Origin of the sequence: Terriglobus tenax (assembly GCF_025685395.1) — a bacterium.
Classification (GTDB): domain Bacteria; phylum Acidobacteriota; class Terriglobia; order Terriglobales; family Acidobacteriaceae; genus Terriglobus; species Terriglobus tenax.
Window position 1 is genome coordinate 2,425,750 of sequence record NZ_JAGSYA010000004.1, and the last position, 17,168, is coordinate 2,442,917.

The following is a 17,168-nucleotide window of genomic DNA, read 5'->3' on the forward strand; positions in this document are numbered from 1 at the left end:
AATTGCGGCACGGCTGAAGCCGTGCCCTGACGGATGACAGAACTCTGGATACACCAACCATCCATCCAGCACATCAGCCAACCAGATGCAGCACATTCACCTCCTCCAACTCGGACGCACCTCCTATGCCGACGGCTTGGAAATCCAGCGCAAGGTTACTGAGGCACGCAAGGCCAACCGCATTGGCGACACGCTCATTCTGCTGGAGCATCCGCCGGTGCTGACGCTGGGGCGCAACTCACACCGCGAGAATGTGCTGGCCAGCGACGAAGTGCTTGCGGCCAAAGGCGTTACGCTGCACGAGATCAACCGTGGCGGCGATGTGACCTATCACGGGCCAGGCCAGCTGGTGGGCTACCCCATCTTCGATCTGCGCGGCGACTGGCCGGGCAAGCGCGGGCCGCACCTGGGGCCGGTGGACTACATGCGCATGCTGGAAGAGGTCATCATCCGCGTGTGCAAGGACTTTGGCGTGATGACGCAGCGGGTGAAGGGGCGGACCGGCGTGTGGACGCTGCCGGGTGTCAGCTTTGCCGAGAAGAAGATCTGCGCCTTTGGCGTGCATGTGTCCATGGGCGTGACCTCGCACGGGTTTGCTCTGAATGTGACGACCGATCTGCGGGATTTTGACCTGATTGTGCCCTGCGGCATCAGCGACCGGACGGTAACCAGCCTGGAGCTGGAGGCAGCGGAGGGCCGCGAGCCTGCTCCAACCCTGGAGAACACGGCCAATGCCGCAGCGCGGCAGTTCGGGCACGTCTTCGAGCGGCAGATTCTGGCCACGGATACGGTGGAAGAATTGTTGAAGAATCAGGAACCCGGTTAAGCTGAATATCGCCTAAATGTTCGTTTATCGCTCAAGGCGGTTTTCGACGGTATTTTCAGAGGTATAGAATCGGGAGTTGCGGAAGCGACTTTAGCAGCATTGCAGCACGATTTCATTTCTCAAGGATCATCATGCCGACTGACGTAGTCATGCCCCAGATGGGCGAATCCATCACCGAAGGCACCCTGACCAAGTGGCTGAAGAAGCCCGGCGACAAGGTAGAGCGCGACGAGCCGCTTTTTGAGATTTCGACCGACAAGGTAGACGCGGAGATTCCGTCGCCTGCGGCCGGTATTCTGACCGAGATCAAAGTGCAGGAAGGCACCACGGTTGGTGTGAACAGCGTTGTGGCCGTGATTGCGGAAGAAGGCTCTGCCGTTGCCTCTGCTCCAGCCGTCGCTGCCGCACCGGCTGCCGCAGACGATAAGGCTGCCGCCAGCGAAGCCAAGCAGGAGCCCTCAGAGAATGTGGCTGCTCCGGCTGCGCCTGCTGCCGGCCCTGGTACCGACGTGGTGATGCCGCAGATGGGCGAGTCCATCACCGAAGGCACCATCACCAAGTGGCTGAAGAAGGTGGGCGACTCCGTCCAGCGCGACGAGCCGCTTTTTGAGATTTCGACCGACAAGGTGGACGCGGAGATTCCGTCGCCTGCTGCCGGTACGCTGACCGCCATCAAGGCTGAGGCGGGAACGACTGTCGCCATCAACACCGTGGTTGCCGTCATCGGTGGTGGAGCGGGTGCTTCTGCCCCGGCTCCGGTCGCTGCTGCTCCCGCACCTGCCGCTCCCGCACCAGCCGCTGCAGCGCCTGCCCCGGCTGCCGCCGCTCCGGACGCGGAAGCTGGCTTCCGCAGCTCGCCCCTGGTCCGCAAGATGGCCAAGGAGAACAACATTGACTTGTCGACGGTATCCGGTACCGGCGCCAGCGGTCGCATCACCAAGGAAGATATCAGCGGCGTGATCTCCGGCGGCGCAAAGCCTGCCGCTCCGGTGCCTGTTGCTGCTGCACCTGTGGCTGCTGCTCCGGCACCGAAGGCTGCCCCGGCTGCTCCCGCTCCCACGCCTGGAACGCTGGAGCCGCTGTCGAAGATGCGCGCCATCATCGCCAAGCGCATGGTGGAGTCGAAGGCGACCTCTCCGCACGTCCACACCGTCTTCAAGGTGGACATGACCCGCATCGTGAAGATGCGCGAGAAAGAGAAGAACAAGTACGAGCAGCGTAACGGCGTCAAGCTGACCTACATGCCGTACATCACACGCGCCGCCGTGCATGCGTTGTCGAAGCACCCGATCGTGAACGCGCGCATGGAAGGCGACGCCATCCGCTACGCCTCCAACATCAACGTCGGCATCGCCGTCGCCCTGGACTGGGGTCTGATCGTCCCGGTCATCAAGCAGTGCGAGGAGAAGAACTTCCTCGGCATCGCACGCGGAATCGTGGACATCGCAGCCCGCGCCCGCGGCAAGAAGTTGGGCGCTGATGAGATCTCCGGCGGAACCTTCACCATCACCAACCCGGGTATGTTCGGTGAGCAGTTCGGCACCCCGATCATCAACCAGCCGCAGAGCGCCATCCTGGGCTGTGGCGGCATGTTCAAGGAGCCCCTGGTCCTGACCGATGCGGAAGGCAACGACACCATCGCCATCCGCACCGTGCAGCGCTTCACCCTCGGCTTCGACCACCGCATCGTCGACGGAGCCGATGCCGGCAAGTTCATGAGCGATTTCAAGAACTACCTGGAGAACTGGTCCGAAGACATCGGCTAGAGCTGCGCGCTCGGCGGGTCGCGCTTCGCGCCTTAAATACAAAACCGGGGATGCCAGATGGCATCCCCGGTTTTAGTATTTAATTGCGAAATATATGCGTTCGTAAGAGCGCGTTGCTCAGCGTGATCACGAATGTCATTCCAAGACGATATAGAGGTCACGAGCGGTTAAAGATGTTTCAGAATTTCGGTCTTGATCTTTACAAGATATTTTTCCGCTTCTGCTACATCATCTACGGTAAATACATCCATTTCATAGCGTGAATTGTAACCGTAGTACTTTAGGTGGCCATATTCCGTACGCACTTTTCTCAAGTTTGCTTCTCTGCTCAGATATCCGTCTCGGGTGGTATGGCTTTTGACGTGTTGATTAAGTGTCTTCGCAAGGTATGCTTCAACAAAATGAACGGCAGCGTAGAATATAGCTACTAATTTCCACCCGATACGCACGGGGCTATCAGTCGCAAGCGCCGCAGCGAAGGTTTCATTGCCTTGAGCCTTCTGCACGTGTTCATCTTTTGTTGGCAATGGCGTTAGCTGTCCTTACGGGAGTAAACGACCTTGGCATTAGTAGCGATTTCCGAGGCATTTCTCCCTTTGGCCCCGAGTAAATTGAAATCAAAAGAGTACTCTGGAAAGGCGTCAATGATGCCAAACTGTTTCTGAAACACTTGCTCACGAATCTCGCGGGTCGGGTTGTCTACAGCAATCCAGATAAGCATATTGCCTTCCGCCATCTCCATCAGAACGTGTCGAACATCCTTCAGCGAAGCAAAATCGTGGGCAATCGAAAACTCTAGACTGCGATTGTTTTCTACAATTCCATGCTCGCGTGTCTTAACGGTAATTCGAGATTGCAGGGCAGAGGCATTCTCAAGCAACACAATGTGTTCGCCCTCCTCGCAGTTGCGGTTCGGATACGAAACAATACACATCAATGCGATTTCTACTAGCATGACTACTGCGTCTTTCTTTTCAATGAATCGGGTGCTACCACCGTGATGATCTGTTGGAATTGAAACTGATAAATTGGATCGCCAGTATCTGTGTATTCATTGTCGATTCGCACAACATCCATCATTACGGCCTTGGTTTTGACCACGGTGCCGTCCGCGAGCGTATATGTTTGCCATGGCTCCGACGATTCATCGATGCCTACTTCGGAGGCTGGTGCCATCTTTCCGTTGTAGTTCACCATCTTGCCCATGATTTCGTTTCTCCGATTCGGTGGAAGATTAGCATAATTTTAAAAAGCGCTCCTCCACAATCCAATATATCGGGTTGTATCAGAGGGTTCGTTAATTGTTCATGGGTGCGAACAAAGCTGGATCTGGATCCACGCACTGATGCGACGATCTGCGTTCCCTGCAGTAGGTTGATTCGCAGTTTCGCCAACAGGGTTTAGGTCGCCTTGCGCTGGAAGGCCGTCTTCTTCGCCACAGTCCCCTTGGCCTTGAATCCACCAGTCGAAGAGCCGCCAAACTCGCCGCCCTTCGCATCCTTGCCCTTCATCTTCTCCAGCATCGCCTGTAGCTTCTGCTGCTTGGGGCTCAGACCTGTTTTCCGTACTGCCGGCTTCGGTGTTGTTGATTCACTCATAGCGGAAATATTACAACCTCGCGGGTGTCCCATGTCCCTCTTGTGGAACATGGGTTCCATCTACAACTTTGCCTTTGCTTCTCTTACGCGGGCAATCGCCTCTTCCCCCGTAGCTCCCACGGCGGACAGATGTCCCATCTTTCGTCCCCTGCGTGGTTTCAGCTTCTCGTACAGGTGCAGCCGTACGCCGGGGACCGCCAGTGCTGCGTCAAACTGTGGCTCGCGCTCGTTACCGGCCTCATCCAGCCAAACCTCGCCCAGCAGGTTGGCAATCGCTGCGGGCTGCACCAGCGAAACATCACCCAGCGGCAGATCGCACACCGCGCGAATCGCCTGCTCGAACTGGCCGGTCACGCAGGCGCGTTCGCTCTGGTGGTAGCTGTTATGCGGCCGCGGAGCCAGCTCGTTGATCAGCAGCTTGCCATCCTTCGTGACGAACATCTCTACGGCCATCACGCCTTCCAGCTGGAAAGTATCGGCCAGCGCCTCGCCAATCTCGCGCGCCTGTTTGTCCAGTTCATGCGGTACCGGGGCGGGAATCACGCTCCACACCAGGATCTGGTTCTCATGCACGTTGCCGGCTGCGGGGAAGACCTTCACCTCGCCACTGGGCGAGCGCGCTACCATCACGCTGATCTCCTGCTCCAGGTCGACAGCCTTCTCCACGACGCAGTCGGTCTCGCCTACGGCCAGCCACGCATCGCGAATCGTGCCGTCGGTCACTTCCTCCGGATACATGCGAGCCTGCCCGCGGCCGTCATAGCCGCCGCGGGCGCTCTTGATAAAGCAGTTGCCGCCAAGCTCCATCACCGCGCTGGTCAACTGCTCCAGCGAGTGCACGCCGCGGAACGCACCTACCGGGAAACCCATCTTCTGCAGCCAGTTCTTTTGCTCGACCTTGTCCTGGATAATGGCCAGCATCTGCCCACCCGGGCGTACCGGGGCAAACCGCGTGGCCATGGCCATGCTCTCAGGAGAAATCTGCTCAATCTCCAGCGTGACCACGTCGCATCCGCGTGCCAGGTTGCCGGCCTCCCAGTCATCGCGCCAGCTGGCCTCAATCACCTTGTCGACAACGTACGCGGCCGGACAGTTCGGGTCCGGGTCCAGCACATGAATCTTGTAGCCAAACGAGCGCGCGGCCATTGCCATCATGCGCCCAAGCTGCCCACCGCCAAAAATGCCGACGGTTTTACCAGGAAGAATCGCACTCACAACTCACCATCCAGACTCTCGGTCAGCACGGCTGCGGTACGCGCGGCGCGCCATGCCTTCAACTTCTCGCGCAGAGGCTCGTCGGTCGTCGCCAGTATAGCCACGGCCAGCAGCCCGGCGTTCATCGCACCCGGCTCGCCAATCGCCAGGGTGCCCACGGGAATGCCCTTCGGCATCTGCACAATCGACAGCAGAGAGTCCTGCCCCTGCAGGCAGGTTGCGGGCACGGGAACGCCCAGCACCGGCACCACGGTCTTCGCCGCCAGCATACCCGGCAGGTGCGCCGCGCCGCCGGCGCCCGCAATAATCACGTGCAGCCCGCGCTGTTCGGCGGTGGCCGCATATTCCATCAGCAGATCCGGGGTACGGTGGGCTGACACAACGCGTGCCTCGTAGGGCACGCCAAACTCCTGCAACACAGTAACGGCAGCCTTCATGACCTTAAAGTCACTCCGGCTGCCCATCACCACTCCAACCAGCGGCAAGGCGCTCATGGGCCTGATGATACCAGCGCAGAGGCCTCTTTCCGCTCTTCCACAGCTACTTCGCCGATGCCCAGATCGACGCATTCAGACATGCAACGACACCGTCCACCACCTGCGCCAGCCCCGCCGTGAATGCATTGGCATCCACAATCTGCTTCTGCGAGAGGGCATCCGTCATGTTCAGCGCACTCTTCACAATCGCCAGCGCCGCATCCTTTTTCTGCGACCCGGTCTTCGAGCCAAACAGACCTTCCACCGCTTGAATCACTCCCGGCAGCAACGCAATCCCGCGCAAAAACAGCTTCAGAAAATTCATCCTTCTCCCCTTCCTCAAATTTGTCATCCCGAGCGAGTGCATCGGGGTCCCCCGGCCAGCTTGGTGGCTGGGGTGAAAGCGTAGTCGGGGACCTGCGTTGTTTCGCAGGCCTCACTTCCCCCGAAATACATCCAGCCCTACGTGCACCGTCGTCAACAACACACTCAGCAATCCGCCAATCCCCTTCATCCGCTGCACCGTCTGCTCATGCCGCTCCACGCGCTCTTCCAACTGGCTGATCCGCCCCGGCTGCCCAATTCCGATCAGGCTCTCCACCTGGCTCTTCAACACGCGAAGATCGGCCAACACCTGTCCTTCAAACTCCGTCATAACCACCCCACACCCACCACTGCTCTTGCTTGCCATTTCCTAGTACAGCGGAGGATCTGCTTTTCCGCCTACCCTACCGGCACATGCGTAAATACCGCCGCCGAGAACCTCGAATACACCGGCGGAGAGCTTCCGTCATACATGCGGATGAAGTACCGCTCATCCTTCGCCGCCCGTGGTATCTCAAAGCTCCGTACCGGACTCCGCAGCACCAGGTCGCCATCCGCTCCAGCTCCAAACGACCAGTCCCGTCGCCGCACCTCAAACCCTCCGCCACTCGGGGCGCTTACCCCCGCATCCATCTGCAGCATCGTCTCCGTAACGCCCACCACGGTCACCTGCTGCAGATTCGCCAACGCTGTTGCAGGAGTAGTTGCGGCCACCTTCGGCAGAACCGCATCCGTCGCCACGCTCTCGTTTAGCGTCATCGAGAGGCTCTCCGCCCAGTCATTCGCAAACTGGATCGTGTATCGCACCATCTCCGGAACGCAGTGCTGGTCTTCCATCACAACCTGGCGAACAATCACGTTCATTGCATCTGTGCTGCTGGCCAGTGTCAGCATGTCCCCCGGCCACACATCCTCCGGCGGATTCACTGCGACATAACTTCCGTTTTGCGCCGCCGCACGGCTTACCGCAAAGCTCAGCACCGCCTGCGCTGCCGCCTCGCAGTCTTCCGTACTCCGCGCCTTCGGCTGCCTTACCTTACCCACCCAGCGAGCCAGCCCCGGCAGTCCCAGCGCCGCTTCCTCCGCCACGCTCGCCGCATCCGCCATGCGAGCCACGGCTCTCCTGCCCATCCGGTAGAACACCGTCACCCGCTCCCCGGCAACTGGCACACGCCCGCTGTAGAAGCTCACCTTGCCACTGGAATCAATGGAGCAATCCACTCCCTCGCCTGTCGCGCCCTGCAGTCGCGTCTGCTTCGTTCCGTCGGGAAGCGTGCTCACGACCCAAGCGGATCCACTCCGCACCAGCCGGAAGCCGCCAACCGAGCCAAACATCTGTACCGAGTTCACGGCCACCAGCACCGCACTTGACGGCGAACTTGTGGCCAATCCGTCATACAGCACCGTGACCGGCGTTGCTGACGACAACCCCAGGTCCTGCACCTCGAAAGTCACAGCCATCGGAGCTTCCACCAGGCCGCCGCCAAACTGCTGCACTCCGCCATCGACCATCGCGTAGTACGTCTGCTTCACCCGCTGCATCTCCACGCAGTACGCCCGCAGTCGCAGCGTGTACACATGCCCGCTAACTACGGCGAATGGCGATCCCACCTCGCTTCCATTCACCACCGGCTGCAGCACCGTCGCTCCACTCACCTGTTTCACGCGGAAGCCCGCAAACAGGTTCGCCAGGCTCACCACTCCCTGGTATAAACCGCACAACACTCCATCGCTGCCTGTTGCCAGCACCACGTGCGATGCCTCCACCAGCAAGGCTCCGCCCATCTCCACACGATTCAAACTCTGGACGGTCGTCTGCCCGTCCAGGCCATTGCCACCATTCAGCGTCAGGCCGGCGCCGGTCAGTGAAACGTATGTCCCAGGGTCATTCACCGCCCACACCGTGTCATCGATCGCCGCAGCATCGAACGCATCCCGGATCAGCGTCGCCGGAGAGCTTCGCAACGGCGCATCGTTCAGATAGAACGAGTCCGTCGTTCCATCCCCGGTAAAGATCTCCTGCACCAGCGCCGCCGGCTCGCGCTCTCCACTCAACGTCACATCGTTGGCTAACTCGCGCAGCTTGCCTGCGGTCAGCGCATTCGCATCCAGCGTGCCGTCACCCTCGTAGAACGTATGCGTTACAGTGGCAACGCTCTGCAGCATCAGTTGCCCGCCTACCGCGCGATACGCCGCATAGCTGTTCCCGGCCGCCTCCCCGGCAGACGCCGACCACGCCTCGCCTTGGCCCGGCAGATACACGCCAAGCGGCAGCCCCGCGCCTATACCGCTGGTCGCCAGCGTCGCCGTGCCGGTACGTGTGCTCAGCATCGTCAGCACATCACCGGCATTCTGCCCTAACCCGCTTACGCCATTGGACCCACCCAGCTGATTCAGCAGCCACTCATCACTCGCTGCGGAGATCACCCAGTGATACACCGGTCCCTTCACACTCACGCCCGCATACCTGGCCACAGGTTCTGTTGTCAGATATCCCGTGAACAGCGTCGTGCCCGCATCATTTGCCACAATCACACGAGCTTTACGAATCGGCTTTGCCAGGCCAACGCTGTCCACATCCAGCAGCGCTGCGCAGGTCGATATCGCATTCAGCTTCCGCTCCACGCGCAGCGGCTGTTGCTTGCTCAGTGCGGGTGTATAGTCCATCGCGCCCGCGCCATCCATGTTGTCAATCCACAGCTTCACCGAGCCTCCTCGCTATACCGCACGCATTTGCGCCGGCAGATATGTCCGGAAGCACACCACGCGCTCTCCATCATTCGGATCGGTCACGGGCAACGCACGAAACGCCGCCTTCAATCCCCATTGCTCCCAGCTTCCCGCCAGCTCCTGCGGAGCTTCTTCCACTGTCTTCATGGGCTGCAGTCGCGGGTAGTGAAACAACACCCGGTCCCCCTGCGCTCCATCCGCCACAAACAGAGCCGACCACTCCGGAAAGAAGCTTCCTCCCTCACGATCTGCAAACCCCAGCACTTTCGACACCTTCATCGATGTATCCGGCGTTCCCGCCAGCAAGGGAGACGCCAGCGTCAACGCTCCGCCGGTAACTGCCACGATGCGACCGACGTTCCACGACACGCGCCGTACATAGTTCGCATCTCCGGCTACGGCATCCGCGCTGCGCACATACGCTCCACTCATGCCGCTGCCTACAAAGCCCACCTGGCTTCCATAGTCCACATCCACGGCAACCACATCTCCCACAGCAAAGCCCGCAGCAACGCTGCTGCCCACCTGCAACACCGTTGCTGTTGATCCGCTCAACACCGGCACCGCATTTGCTCCCGTTCCGCCTGAGCCCGAATGCACCACAAACTCCGCCGGAGCCAGGACATTCATCGCCTGGCTTTCACCTGCCAGCGCCATCTGCAGCTTGCCCCATGCCTGAAAGCTCAGCTCAACACTCGCGCCCGTCTCTTGGCGCGCCTGTGCGGTTGCGATTGCAGGTGCTCCGTTCTCCAGCGCCACGACCTTGCTCCCGGAGCTTCGCTTGAACCCGCTCACCCAGCCCAGGTCAACCCATGCCTCCGGCGGAGACCCCGCGGCAAACCGTCCATCCGTCGCCGGATCAAATACCGTCGCATTCCCGCTCTCACGGTCCACTGGGGCAAAGTAGGCGCGTACACGCTCTACCGCTGGACCCGCCGCCTCCCTCACCGTTACGCTCATCTACTCCTCCACGGCCGCGCTGCTGCTCATCACGCTCACCTTCACCACGCGCTCCAGCCTGTCCGCATCCGTCGCGGAGTCTTCAAACGCCGGTTCGCTCCAGAACACATTCGCGCCCGTCACCTCGGGCGGCGAAATCGCAAAGTTCTTCTCTGCCGTCACGCGAGGCTCCAGTACCTGCGTCAGTTCTGCATCCAGCTCACTCAACCTGCGGCCGCGATCCACGCCGGCCAGCTCCTGGCTGCCCTCTGTCGCATAACGAATCTCACACGTCAGCATCTCCACGTCCGAGCTTCCCTCCACGCTGCGTCCCGTCCATCGCAGCACAAAGGTCTCCAGCGGAGAGTCCCCCGTCACCAGTTCGTTCTCCTCCACCATCACCGCCGGTCGAACCAGCCCGCGAATTGCCGCCGTCCGCCCAGGGAACTGCGCCGCCATGCGATCACGCAGCGCCGCATAAAACGTATCCTTAGCCGTCTGCATCTTCATCCCTTCCAGATTCTCTTTGCCTTCGTTTGTCATTCCGCAGTGGGAGCGGAGAAATCTGCTTGTCTTTTGCGGAACGCCTATCCAACCTAGGTACGCTACCCGCGCAATACCAGTGTGGGCAGTGAGCCCCATTGCTCGTTCTCAAGCCCGCTCTAACCCTTCGCAACCGTCAGTCGATACACATACGGCTCGCCAAACATCTCGCTCTGCCCCGCATCCACAATGCGCATCAGCACACCATCCAGCACCACGCCACACGCCTGTGCAAACAGCCCGGTCGCCGCTGCAAACTCCAGCGTTCCCACCGCGGCTCTCACTGCCGTCGCACTGATCTGCAAGGTCATCTCATCCTTGGCCCGCTGCGCATCCGTCTGCTTCACCAGCGCAGGAGACAATGCAATCTCCTGGAACCCCGGCGCCGCCAGCCCCATCTGCTCCGCATCCACATTTGCTGCCGGGACAGCCAGGCGCAGCAGTACAGTGCGCGCGCCAAGCTGTTTCATCAGTGCATCCGCAGCCCTCTGGCAACCATCCGCGTATCCCTCACCTTGTCCCATCTCAGCCCAGCCTCTCCGCCACATAGGGCCGCAGTAAGGACTTCGTCATCTCATCCAGCAGGGACGCACTGAAGTACTCCACCTGCATCGCGTCCAGCTTCTGGCTCTTCACCTGCAGTGCGGGCATCGCCTCGGCATTGCGCACAATCTGCGCCACCGCCGTCTTGATCGCGGAAGGAATCTCCGGATAGCCCGAGGTATAAATCACCTCCACCTCACCAAAAACCTGCCCCAGCACGCTCTGTGGCAAACGCAGTTCCCCGGTCTCGGGTCGAATCTCCACCGTCGTCACATCCACCTCCGTCCACTGTCCGCTCAGGCCAAATACGCGCGTCACTTCATCGCCCCACGCATATCCTCCGCACGCCCGTGCAAACCGTGCGCGAACCTCCGTCAGCTCCAGCACCGGCAGATAACTCAACCACACCACCTGCTTCTCAGGGTGCATCCGCATGCGTTCCGTATAGGTCTGCACATCCAATGTCTTCCTGCGGCAATAGGCATCCACCATGGCGCTGGCTGCCTCCGCCCACGCATCCGCGGTCTCCGCGCTCAGGCCATAGGCCTCATACTCCGTTGGCAACAGGTACGCCATCGCTCCTCCATTTCCATCGCAAAAAACAAAGGGAGCAGGCCAGGTTCGACCCACTCCCTTCCGGTGCCATCCTCTGGGTACCCCATTCATCGCAAAGCGATGAGTGGGAAGATGCTCCCCATCAACTACCGGTTCACCAGCACCTGGTAGTGCGCATAGCTCGCGCCCTTCACCACCAGCCCGCCAAACTTCACCGCAACATATTGCGAAGCCAGCGATCCCGGACGTCCCAGCTGGAAAACACGAGGATTCGGATCCGTCAGCCAGGCCCATATTTCTAATTTCCTCGCCGGCCGCCGTGCTCTCTCCCTTGAAGGTCTCGATCGTGTCCTCGCCGCCCAGGGACTCACCATTGAGCAACTTCTCCCTCTGGAGATCGCCGGCTCCGCCGCTTCGCCCACACCGGAACTCGAAGAAGTCCCGGTCGTCGCCGCTGACACGGCCGCTTCCAGTGCGCAGATCGCCTCCTCGGCCATCCTGGAAACCATCCATGTCCCCGCAGCCAGCCTGCAGGGCTACCGTTCCCGCCCTATCCCTTCCCGCACAGCCTGGGCGCGCTTCGTCGCCATGCGGCTCGATGCCCAGCAGGCCGCTCCCCTCAGACCCCTCTTTAACGAGGGCTCCGTCCTCGTGCTCGACCGCCATTTCACCCTCAGCACCGCTTACCGGACTCACCAGAACAACCTCTTCGCCGTCCGCACCCAGCACACCCTGCTGCTCGGTTACGTTGAGCTCCGCCCCGGATATCTGGTCCTCCGCCCCCACGCCCGTGACTATCCCGTCGAGGTTCTCCGCCTCTCCTCGCACGAGAACCTCGCCGACCATATCGTCGGTCGGGTTTGCATTTCCTTTTCGGAGTTCTAAACTTGTCTTCTATGGATCAGAGCCTCGGAGCCCGCCGTAACGAAGACATCGCATTGGACCTCATGAAGTTCATCGCGTCCACCGTGCACATTGCTAAGCCCGCCGCCGGCTCCACCGGCTTCGGTGCCTCCGCTGCACCGCAAAAAACAGACGATCAGGTCAACCAGATCCTCGAGCTCTACGCCCGCTGCAAAAAGGCCGTGGAAGGCTAACCCGCAGTGCTCCAGGTAGCTGTCATCGGTGCCGGTGTCTTCGGCAGAAACCACATCCGCCTCTATCGCGAACTGCCCGGAGTCCATCTCGCGGCCATCGTCGACCCCGCGGTCCACTTCGAAGACACCCCAACCTTCTCCACCGTCGAGGCCCTGCTCGCCAGCGGCCTGCACATCGACTGTGCTTCGGTTTGTGTGCCTACCTCGGCACACGCGCAGGTCGCCTCGCAGCTCCTCCAGGCTGGTATCGACTGCCTTATTGAGAAGCCCTTTGCCGCCTCTCTTGCTGAGGCCGAACAGGTTCTCAACCTGGCCGAACAGCACGGTCGCATTGTCCAGATCGGGCATCTTGAACGCTTCAACCCCGCCGTCACAGCAACGCTGCCCATCCTCACGCGGCCCATGTTCTTTGAGTCGCACCGGCTCAGCATCTTCACTCCGCGCTCGCTGGATGTTGATGTCGTCCTCGACCTCATGATCCACGACCTCGATGTTGTTCTTACCATGGTCAACTCTCCGGTCACAGAGGTTCGCGCCGTCGGCCTGCCCGTGCTCTCACCCAAGGTCGACATCGCCAACGTCCGGCTTGAGTTCGCCACCGGTTGCGTCGCCAATTTCACCGCCAGCCGCGTCTCCACGGAGCGTGTCCGCAAGCTGCGTTTCTTCCAGCCACACCAATACGTCTCGCTTGATTTTGCTCGGCAGGATCTTCTGGTCATTGACGTGGCAGACGCCGCGGCTGCCGCAGCAGCCATGGCCTCCAGCCCGCTCCAGCACCCCTCTACGGGGCTTGCACTGCGCAAGCTGCCGGTCGAAAACGGCGAACCCCTCAAGCTCGAAATTGAATCGTTCCTCGCCTCAGTTCAGACGCGCCAGCAACCCCGCGTCACCGGTCAGCAGGGCAAAGCGGCCTTAGAGCTCGCGCTCCAGATCAACCAGATGATCGCCCAGCACGCCTCCCGCGCCGGCCTCAAATAACCAATCAAAACGGGTGCCCCACGCCCCGATTCGGGGACGTGGGTATCGCGCAAAGCGCGACTGCCTCTGCTTTTCCCTTACGGAAGCTTCTGTACCTGAGCATTGGCTGGAATCGTCAGTTCAAACTGATCGTTTTCCATCTCCTGGTTAGGAGCCACCTTGGTCAGTGTCATCTCAATCTTCAGCTCATCCAGGGGGCGGTCAATGGTGACCTTTGTCGGGAAATCAATATCCCCAAACTTCTGGTAGTTCTCGTAGGTGGCACGTGTCACCACGCGACCTTCGTTGTCGTAGATGTCCTGGGCATACGGCAGCATGGTGCTTCTGCCAATATGGATCACGCGACGGGTTTCCAGCTCTGCGCCGCCATTCTTCTGCGTATACAGGCTCACATCGTAATCCGGCTCGGAAACGATGTCCTTTTTCTTCGGATCCGGCTGATAGACACGCTCATCCGACGTCAGGGCCACCAGTTCCTTCGGCTGTACACCCTTGATCATCAGCGAGTCATAGAACACCGCGGGCCGCAGGTTCTCCAGCGGATTCTTCGACGGGGTCGCCAGTTCATTACTGCCCGTAATCGCCCGGTTCTTCGGCGGAATCAGCATCTTGAAGGTCGTGCCATCGGTCACCATGTCGATGGCGCGTGTATGCACCACCGGCAGCAGTAGCAGCACTCGCAGGTCTTCCGGTTTGCGCAGAAGGATATATCCGCTGAAAGCGGTATAAACCGTAACTTTGCCCTGTTTTGCGCCGCCCGTACTGGCCACAATCTCTACGGACGCGTTCATCGTCTTGACCGAGTCAAAACGTCCCTGGATCTGCCCGACGAGTTCGTCCAGCGTGGCAGTCTTCACGTTTGCCACCGGCGCGGCCTTCTGGACGCGATACGTATGCCGGAAGCATCCGCTGGTCAGCAACACCGCTCCCAGCAAAAATCCAGCTCGCAACCGCTCTCTCGTCATCCTGCCCAACCTGCAAAGTTATATCGGGTCGCTTGATCCGCGCCCGGGTGCATCCTCTTGAATCTACGTAGTCTTTTCTTGGATGTTCCATCCATCCTCAAGGGTTCGTAGATTCGCCCTATTTATGTCGTTTCCGACCGTGCGTCGCTGGCTTAGGAGTGGCTCCTTTTCCCTTGGACGGAGCAGGCGGCTCTGAAGATGCACCCATCGCCCGCCGGTACTCCTGCACATGCGTGTCATGCTCCTTCAGATCGGCCGAAAACACGCTGTGACCCGCCGCATCTGCAACAAAATAAAGATAATTTGTCTCCGCAGGATGCAGCGTAGCCTTAAGTGCCGCGACACCCGGACTGCAGATCGGCCCCGGGGGCAGCCCCGCATGTTTGTAGGTGTTGTAGGGCGAATCCGACTGAAGGTCAGACTTGTAGATCGTCCCCCGCCACCGTCCCTCCAGCAGCGCCGCATAAATCACCGTCGGATCGGTAGCCAGCGGCATCCCCTTTGCCAGTCGGTTTTCGAAGACACCGGCCACCAGTGGCCGCTCCCCGGCCACACGGACCTCTTTTTCTACCAGAGAAGCCATCGTGACCGTCCTGGCAACATCGCTCGTCACGCCCAGGGAGGTCGCCTCTTTGCGGAAGCGTTTCACCATCGCCGCCAGCATCTGCTCCGGCGTCGCATGGCGGGAAAATTTGTACGTATCCGGAAACAGGTACCCCTCCAGGGACGCCGCTCCCGGCGAAAGATCACTGATCAGGCTGGTATCGGTTCTTGCCGCCGCCAGAAACGAATCGCCGCTCGCCAGCCCCGCATGCTGCACCGTCGCGGCAATATCAAACAGGTTGTACCCTTCGGGAATCGTCACGGAGACCGTGTACACATCCCCGCGCACCATGCGGTCGTACACCTCTTCCACCTTCCCGGGGTGGTCAAAGCGGTATTCGCCTGCCTTCAGCGTGGAGTGGCGAAAGCTGTGCCAGGCCTCAAACACATACCGGTTGCGCACGACGCCAGCGCGTTCCAGTGCTGTCGCAATCCCGCGGACACCCGTACCTGCCGGTACGTCCACAAACGTCTCCGCCGACGGCCCATACGGCGTCAGCAACACATACGCGCCCGCGCCCACAATCAGCAACAGCACCAGAAAAAGAACGCCCAGTACCTTCACGCCACCTCGCTTACTCTTGCCTTTGATTCTAGGTGGCTCTCACGCGCTGTACCTATGGCTCAATCAAAAACTGCTCCAGCTTGCCGTCCTTCGTCGTGAAGGTCGTCAGCGTCACCTCTTTGCCATTAGCAAAGGTCACGGTAAACGCCCGGAAGGTCATGCCGCCGCGCAGACTCTCGCTGCTCTTTACCACCGTCTTGATCTCCCCCAGCGGGCTCAGGCTCGTCTGAAAGTCGTCCATTGCGTCCTTGTCGAAGTAGAAGTTGGCATTGTCCGTAAACAGCGTGCGATCGATCTTGCCCTGTTGTAACCCGCCTAACACGGTCTTCGCCTGCGCCTCAGGACCGACGGTCGCTGTCTTCGCAAGCCCCGGAATCATCGCCGTCGCAATCGCACGCTGAATCGAACTTGCGGCCGAACTTGCCTCCTGGTTCGTCAGCACGGCAATCGCAATCTTGTCTTCGGGAAACACCGCATTCGCCGCCACAAATCCACCTACCTCACCCGTATGCGACACCACGCGATGCCCGCTGCGAACACTTACGCCAATTCCCAGTCCATAGTTCGCCTCCGAGCCATCCTTCAGCTTGAAATTCGTCTCCAGCTCGCGATAGCTCTCCGGCTTTAGCAATGTCTGGTTCATTACACTCATATCCCACGTCAGCAGGTCTTCCACCGGCATCGCCAGATCGCCATCGGCAAAGTACCAGCCCGGAGCCTCCAGCGTTGCCTTGCGCAGCGGAGCCAGCGCATTGCGAAAGTATCCTCCCACCTTCATCTGCGCCGCATCGGTGTTCAGATCCAGCACATGCGTCATCTTCAGCGGCACCAGAATGCGTGTCCGCCGGAACTCCGCGAACTTCATGCCGCTGGCCTTCTCCACAATCAACCCCGCCAGCACAAAGTTCGTGTTGGAGTACTGCCACTTCGTTCCCGGCTCAAAATCCAGCGGCTTGCCGGCCCATGTTCGCACCAGCTTCAACGGATCGCCCGGCTTGGTCCACTCCGGAATCGTGTAGTCCTGCGGGGCATAGTCGGAGTAGCCCGAGGTATGAGTCAGCAGGTTGCGCAGCGTAATGTCCTTGGCTCGCGTCAGTTCCGGAAACCACTTCGCCACCGGATCATCCAGCTTCAGCTTGCCGTCCTCCTGCAGCAGCAGAATGCAGGCCGCCGTGAACTGCTTGCTGATCGACCCGATCGCATACGGCATCTCCGGCATTGCATCCGCGTTGATGTCCAGCCGCGACTTGCCAAAGGCGGTCGTGTACACCACCACGCCATCCTTCACAATGCCAATCGAAGCGGAGGGAACGCCGGTCTCCCGCAGAACCCTCTGTGCCGCCTCATCCACGGTCTGCTTCAGTTCCGGTGAGATCTCCTGCGCATACAGCGCTCCGCTCAACATCCATGCACTGACAATCGCAATAGCACTCCGCTTCATCACG

At 60.1% G+C, this 17,168-nt stretch carries 21 protein-coding genes; 5 read left to right on the forward strand and 16 right to left on the reverse strand.

What is annotated here, in order from left to right:
- Positions 1-85: 85 nt before the first annotated feature.
- Both lipB and sucB read left to right on the forward strand, forming a co-directional pair.
- Positions 86-826 carry a lipoyl(octanoyl) transferase LipB gene (lipB, locus tag OHL13_RS15830; protein WP_263411096.1) on the forward strand — a complete coding sequence of 247 codons (741 nt, stop codon included), beginning with the start codon at positions 86-88 and terminating at the stop codon, positions 824-826.
- 131 nt (positions 827-957) lie between these two features.
- Positions 958-2,592, forward strand: coding sequence for a 2-oxoglutarate dehydrogenase, E2 component, dihydrolipoamide succinyltransferase (gene sucB, locus OHL13_RS15835; RefSeq protein WP_263411097.1), 1,635 nt, complete (start codon positions 958-960; stop codon positions 2,590-2,592).
- Positions 2,593-2,759: 167 nt separating this feature from the next.
- Here the strand turns inward: sucB and OHL13_RS15840 are convergent, their stop codons facing one another.
- The 13 genes from OHL13_RS15840 to OHL13_RS15900 form a co-directional block, all read right to left on the reverse strand.
- Positions 2,760-3,098, reverse strand: coding sequence for a hypothetical protein (locus OHL13_RS15840; protein ID WP_263411098.1), 339 nt, complete (start codon positions 3,096-3,098; stop codon positions 2,760-2,762).
- Between the two features lie 26 nt (positions 3,099-3,124).
- Positions 3,125-3,547 (reverse strand): hypothetical protein, encoded by a 423-nt coding sequence (locus OHL13_RS15845; RefSeq protein WP_263411099.1) that lies wholly within the window; start codon positions 3,545-3,547, stop codon positions 3,125-3,127.
- A 2-nt stretch (positions 3,548-3,549) separates the two neighbouring features.
- Positions 3,550-3,798: a hypothetical protein gene (locus tag OHL13_RS15850; RefSeq protein ID WP_263411100.1), complete on the reverse strand. Its 249-nt coding sequence runs from the start codon at positions 3,796-3,798 to the stop codon at positions 3,550-3,552.
- A gap of 194 nt (positions 3,799-3,992) precedes the next feature.
- A complete protein-coding gene (locus OHL13_RS15855) occupies positions 3,993-4,190 on the reverse strand; it encodes a hypothetical protein (protein WP_263411101.1) in 198 nt (65 codons plus the stop codon).
- 60 nt (positions 4,191-4,250) lie between these two features.
- Entirely contained in the window at positions 4,251-5,405 is a 1,155-nt protein-coding gene (gene purK / locus OHL13_RS15860) for a 5-(carboxyamino)imidazole ribonucleotide synthase (protein ID WP_263411102.1), read from the reverse strand.
- Positions 5,402-5,899: a 5-(carboxyamino)imidazole ribonucleotide mutase gene (purE, locus tag OHL13_RS15865; RefSeq protein ID WP_263411103.1), complete on the reverse strand. Its 498-nt coding sequence runs from the start codon at positions 5,897-5,899 to the stop codon at positions 5,402-5,404. Before purE ends, purK begins: the two co-directional genes overlap by 4 nt.
- A 46-nt stretch (positions 5,900-5,945) precedes the next feature.
- Positions 5,946-6,206 carry a hypothetical protein gene (locus tag OHL13_RS15870; protein WP_263411104.1) on the reverse strand — a complete coding sequence of 87 codons (261 nt, stop codon included), beginning with the start codon at positions 6,204-6,206 and terminating at the stop codon, positions 5,946-5,948.
- A gap of 111 nt (positions 6,207-6,317) precedes the next feature.
- Positions 6,318-6,536, reverse strand: a complete 219-nt coding sequence (locus tag OHL13_RS15875) for a hypothetical protein (RefSeq protein ID WP_263411105.1) — start codon at positions 6,534-6,536, stop codon at positions 6,318-6,320.
- 68 nt (positions 6,537-6,604) lie between these two features.
- Complete coding sequence (locus OHL13_RS15880) at positions 6,605-8,911, reverse strand: hypothetical protein (protein WP_263411106.1); 2,307 nt, start codon at positions 8,909-8,911, stop codon at positions 6,605-6,607.
- 12 nt (positions 8,912-8,923) lie between these two features.
- The gene (locus OHL13_RS15885; RefSeq protein WP_263411107.1) at positions 8,924-9,895 is read right to left on the reverse strand and encodes a hypothetical protein; all 972 of its coding nucleotides are present in this window, start codon (positions 9,893-9,895) and stop codon (positions 8,924-8,926) included.
- On the reverse strand, positions 9,896-10,378 hold the full coding sequence (locus tag OHL13_RS15890) for an HYR domain-containing protein (RefSeq protein WP_263411108.1): 483 nt from the start codon (positions 10,376-10,378) through the stop codon (positions 9,896-9,898). It lies immediately after the preceding gene.
- Positions 10,379-10,536: 158 nt separating this feature from the next.
- Positions 10,537-10,887 (reverse strand): hypothetical protein, encoded by a 351-nt coding sequence (locus OHL13_RS15895; protein ID WP_263411109.1) that lies wholly within the window; start codon positions 10,885-10,887, stop codon positions 10,537-10,539.
- Between the two features lie 55 nt (positions 10,888-10,942).
- On the reverse strand, positions 10,943-11,536 hold the full coding sequence (locus OHL13_RS15900; protein ID WP_263411110.1) for a hypothetical protein: 594 nt from the start codon (positions 11,534-11,536) through the stop codon (positions 10,943-10,945).
- Between the two features lie 567 nt (positions 11,537-12,103).
- On the opposite strand from OHL13_RS15900, the gene OHL13_RS15905 reads away from it, so the two are divergent.
- Genes OHL13_RS15905 through OHL13_RS15915 form a run of 3 tightly spaced genes read left to right on the forward strand, consistent with a single transcriptional unit; the run spans position 12,104 to position 13,590 of the window.
- Positions 12,104-12,400: a hypothetical protein gene (locus tag OHL13_RS15905; RefSeq protein ID WP_263411111.1), complete on the forward strand. Its 297-nt coding sequence runs from the start codon at positions 12,104-12,106 to the stop codon at positions 12,398-12,400.
- Positions 12,401-12,411: 11 nt separating this feature from the next.
- Complete coding sequence (locus OHL13_RS15910; protein ID WP_263411674.1) at positions 12,412-12,612, forward strand: hypothetical protein; 201 nt, start codon at positions 12,412-12,414, stop codon at positions 12,610-12,612.
- Between the two features lie 6 nt (positions 12,613-12,618).
- Positions 12,619-13,590, forward strand: a complete 972-nt coding sequence (locus OHL13_RS15915) for a Gfo/Idh/MocA family protein (RefSeq protein WP_263411112.1) — start codon at positions 12,619-12,621, stop codon at positions 13,588-13,590.
- A gap of 77 nt (positions 13,591-13,667) precedes the next feature.
- On the opposite strand, the gene OHL13_RS15920 is transcribed toward OHL13_RS15915, so the two are convergent.
- The 3 genes from OHL13_RS15920 to OHL13_RS15930 all read right to left on the reverse strand — a co-directional run bounded on the left by OHL13_RS15920 (position 13,668) and on the right by OHL13_RS15930 (position 17,164).
- A complete protein-coding gene (locus OHL13_RS15920) occupies positions 13,668-14,540 on the reverse strand; it encodes a LolA-like protein (protein WP_263411113.1) in 873 nt (290 codons plus the stop codon).
- Between the two features lie 133 nt (positions 14,541-14,673).
- Positions 14,674-15,723: an endolytic transglycosylase MltG gene (gene mltG / locus OHL13_RS15925; protein WP_263411114.1), complete on the reverse strand. Its 1,050-nt coding sequence runs from the start codon at positions 15,721-15,723 to the stop codon at positions 14,674-14,676.
- A 52-nt stretch (positions 15,724-15,775) separates the two neighbouring features.
- Positions 15,776-17,164, reverse strand: a complete 1,389-nt coding sequence (locus OHL13_RS15930) for a serine hydrolase domain-containing protein (RefSeq protein ID WP_263411115.1) — start codon at positions 17,162-17,164, stop codon at positions 15,776-15,778.
- Positions 17,165-17,168 lie beyond the last annotated feature (4 nt).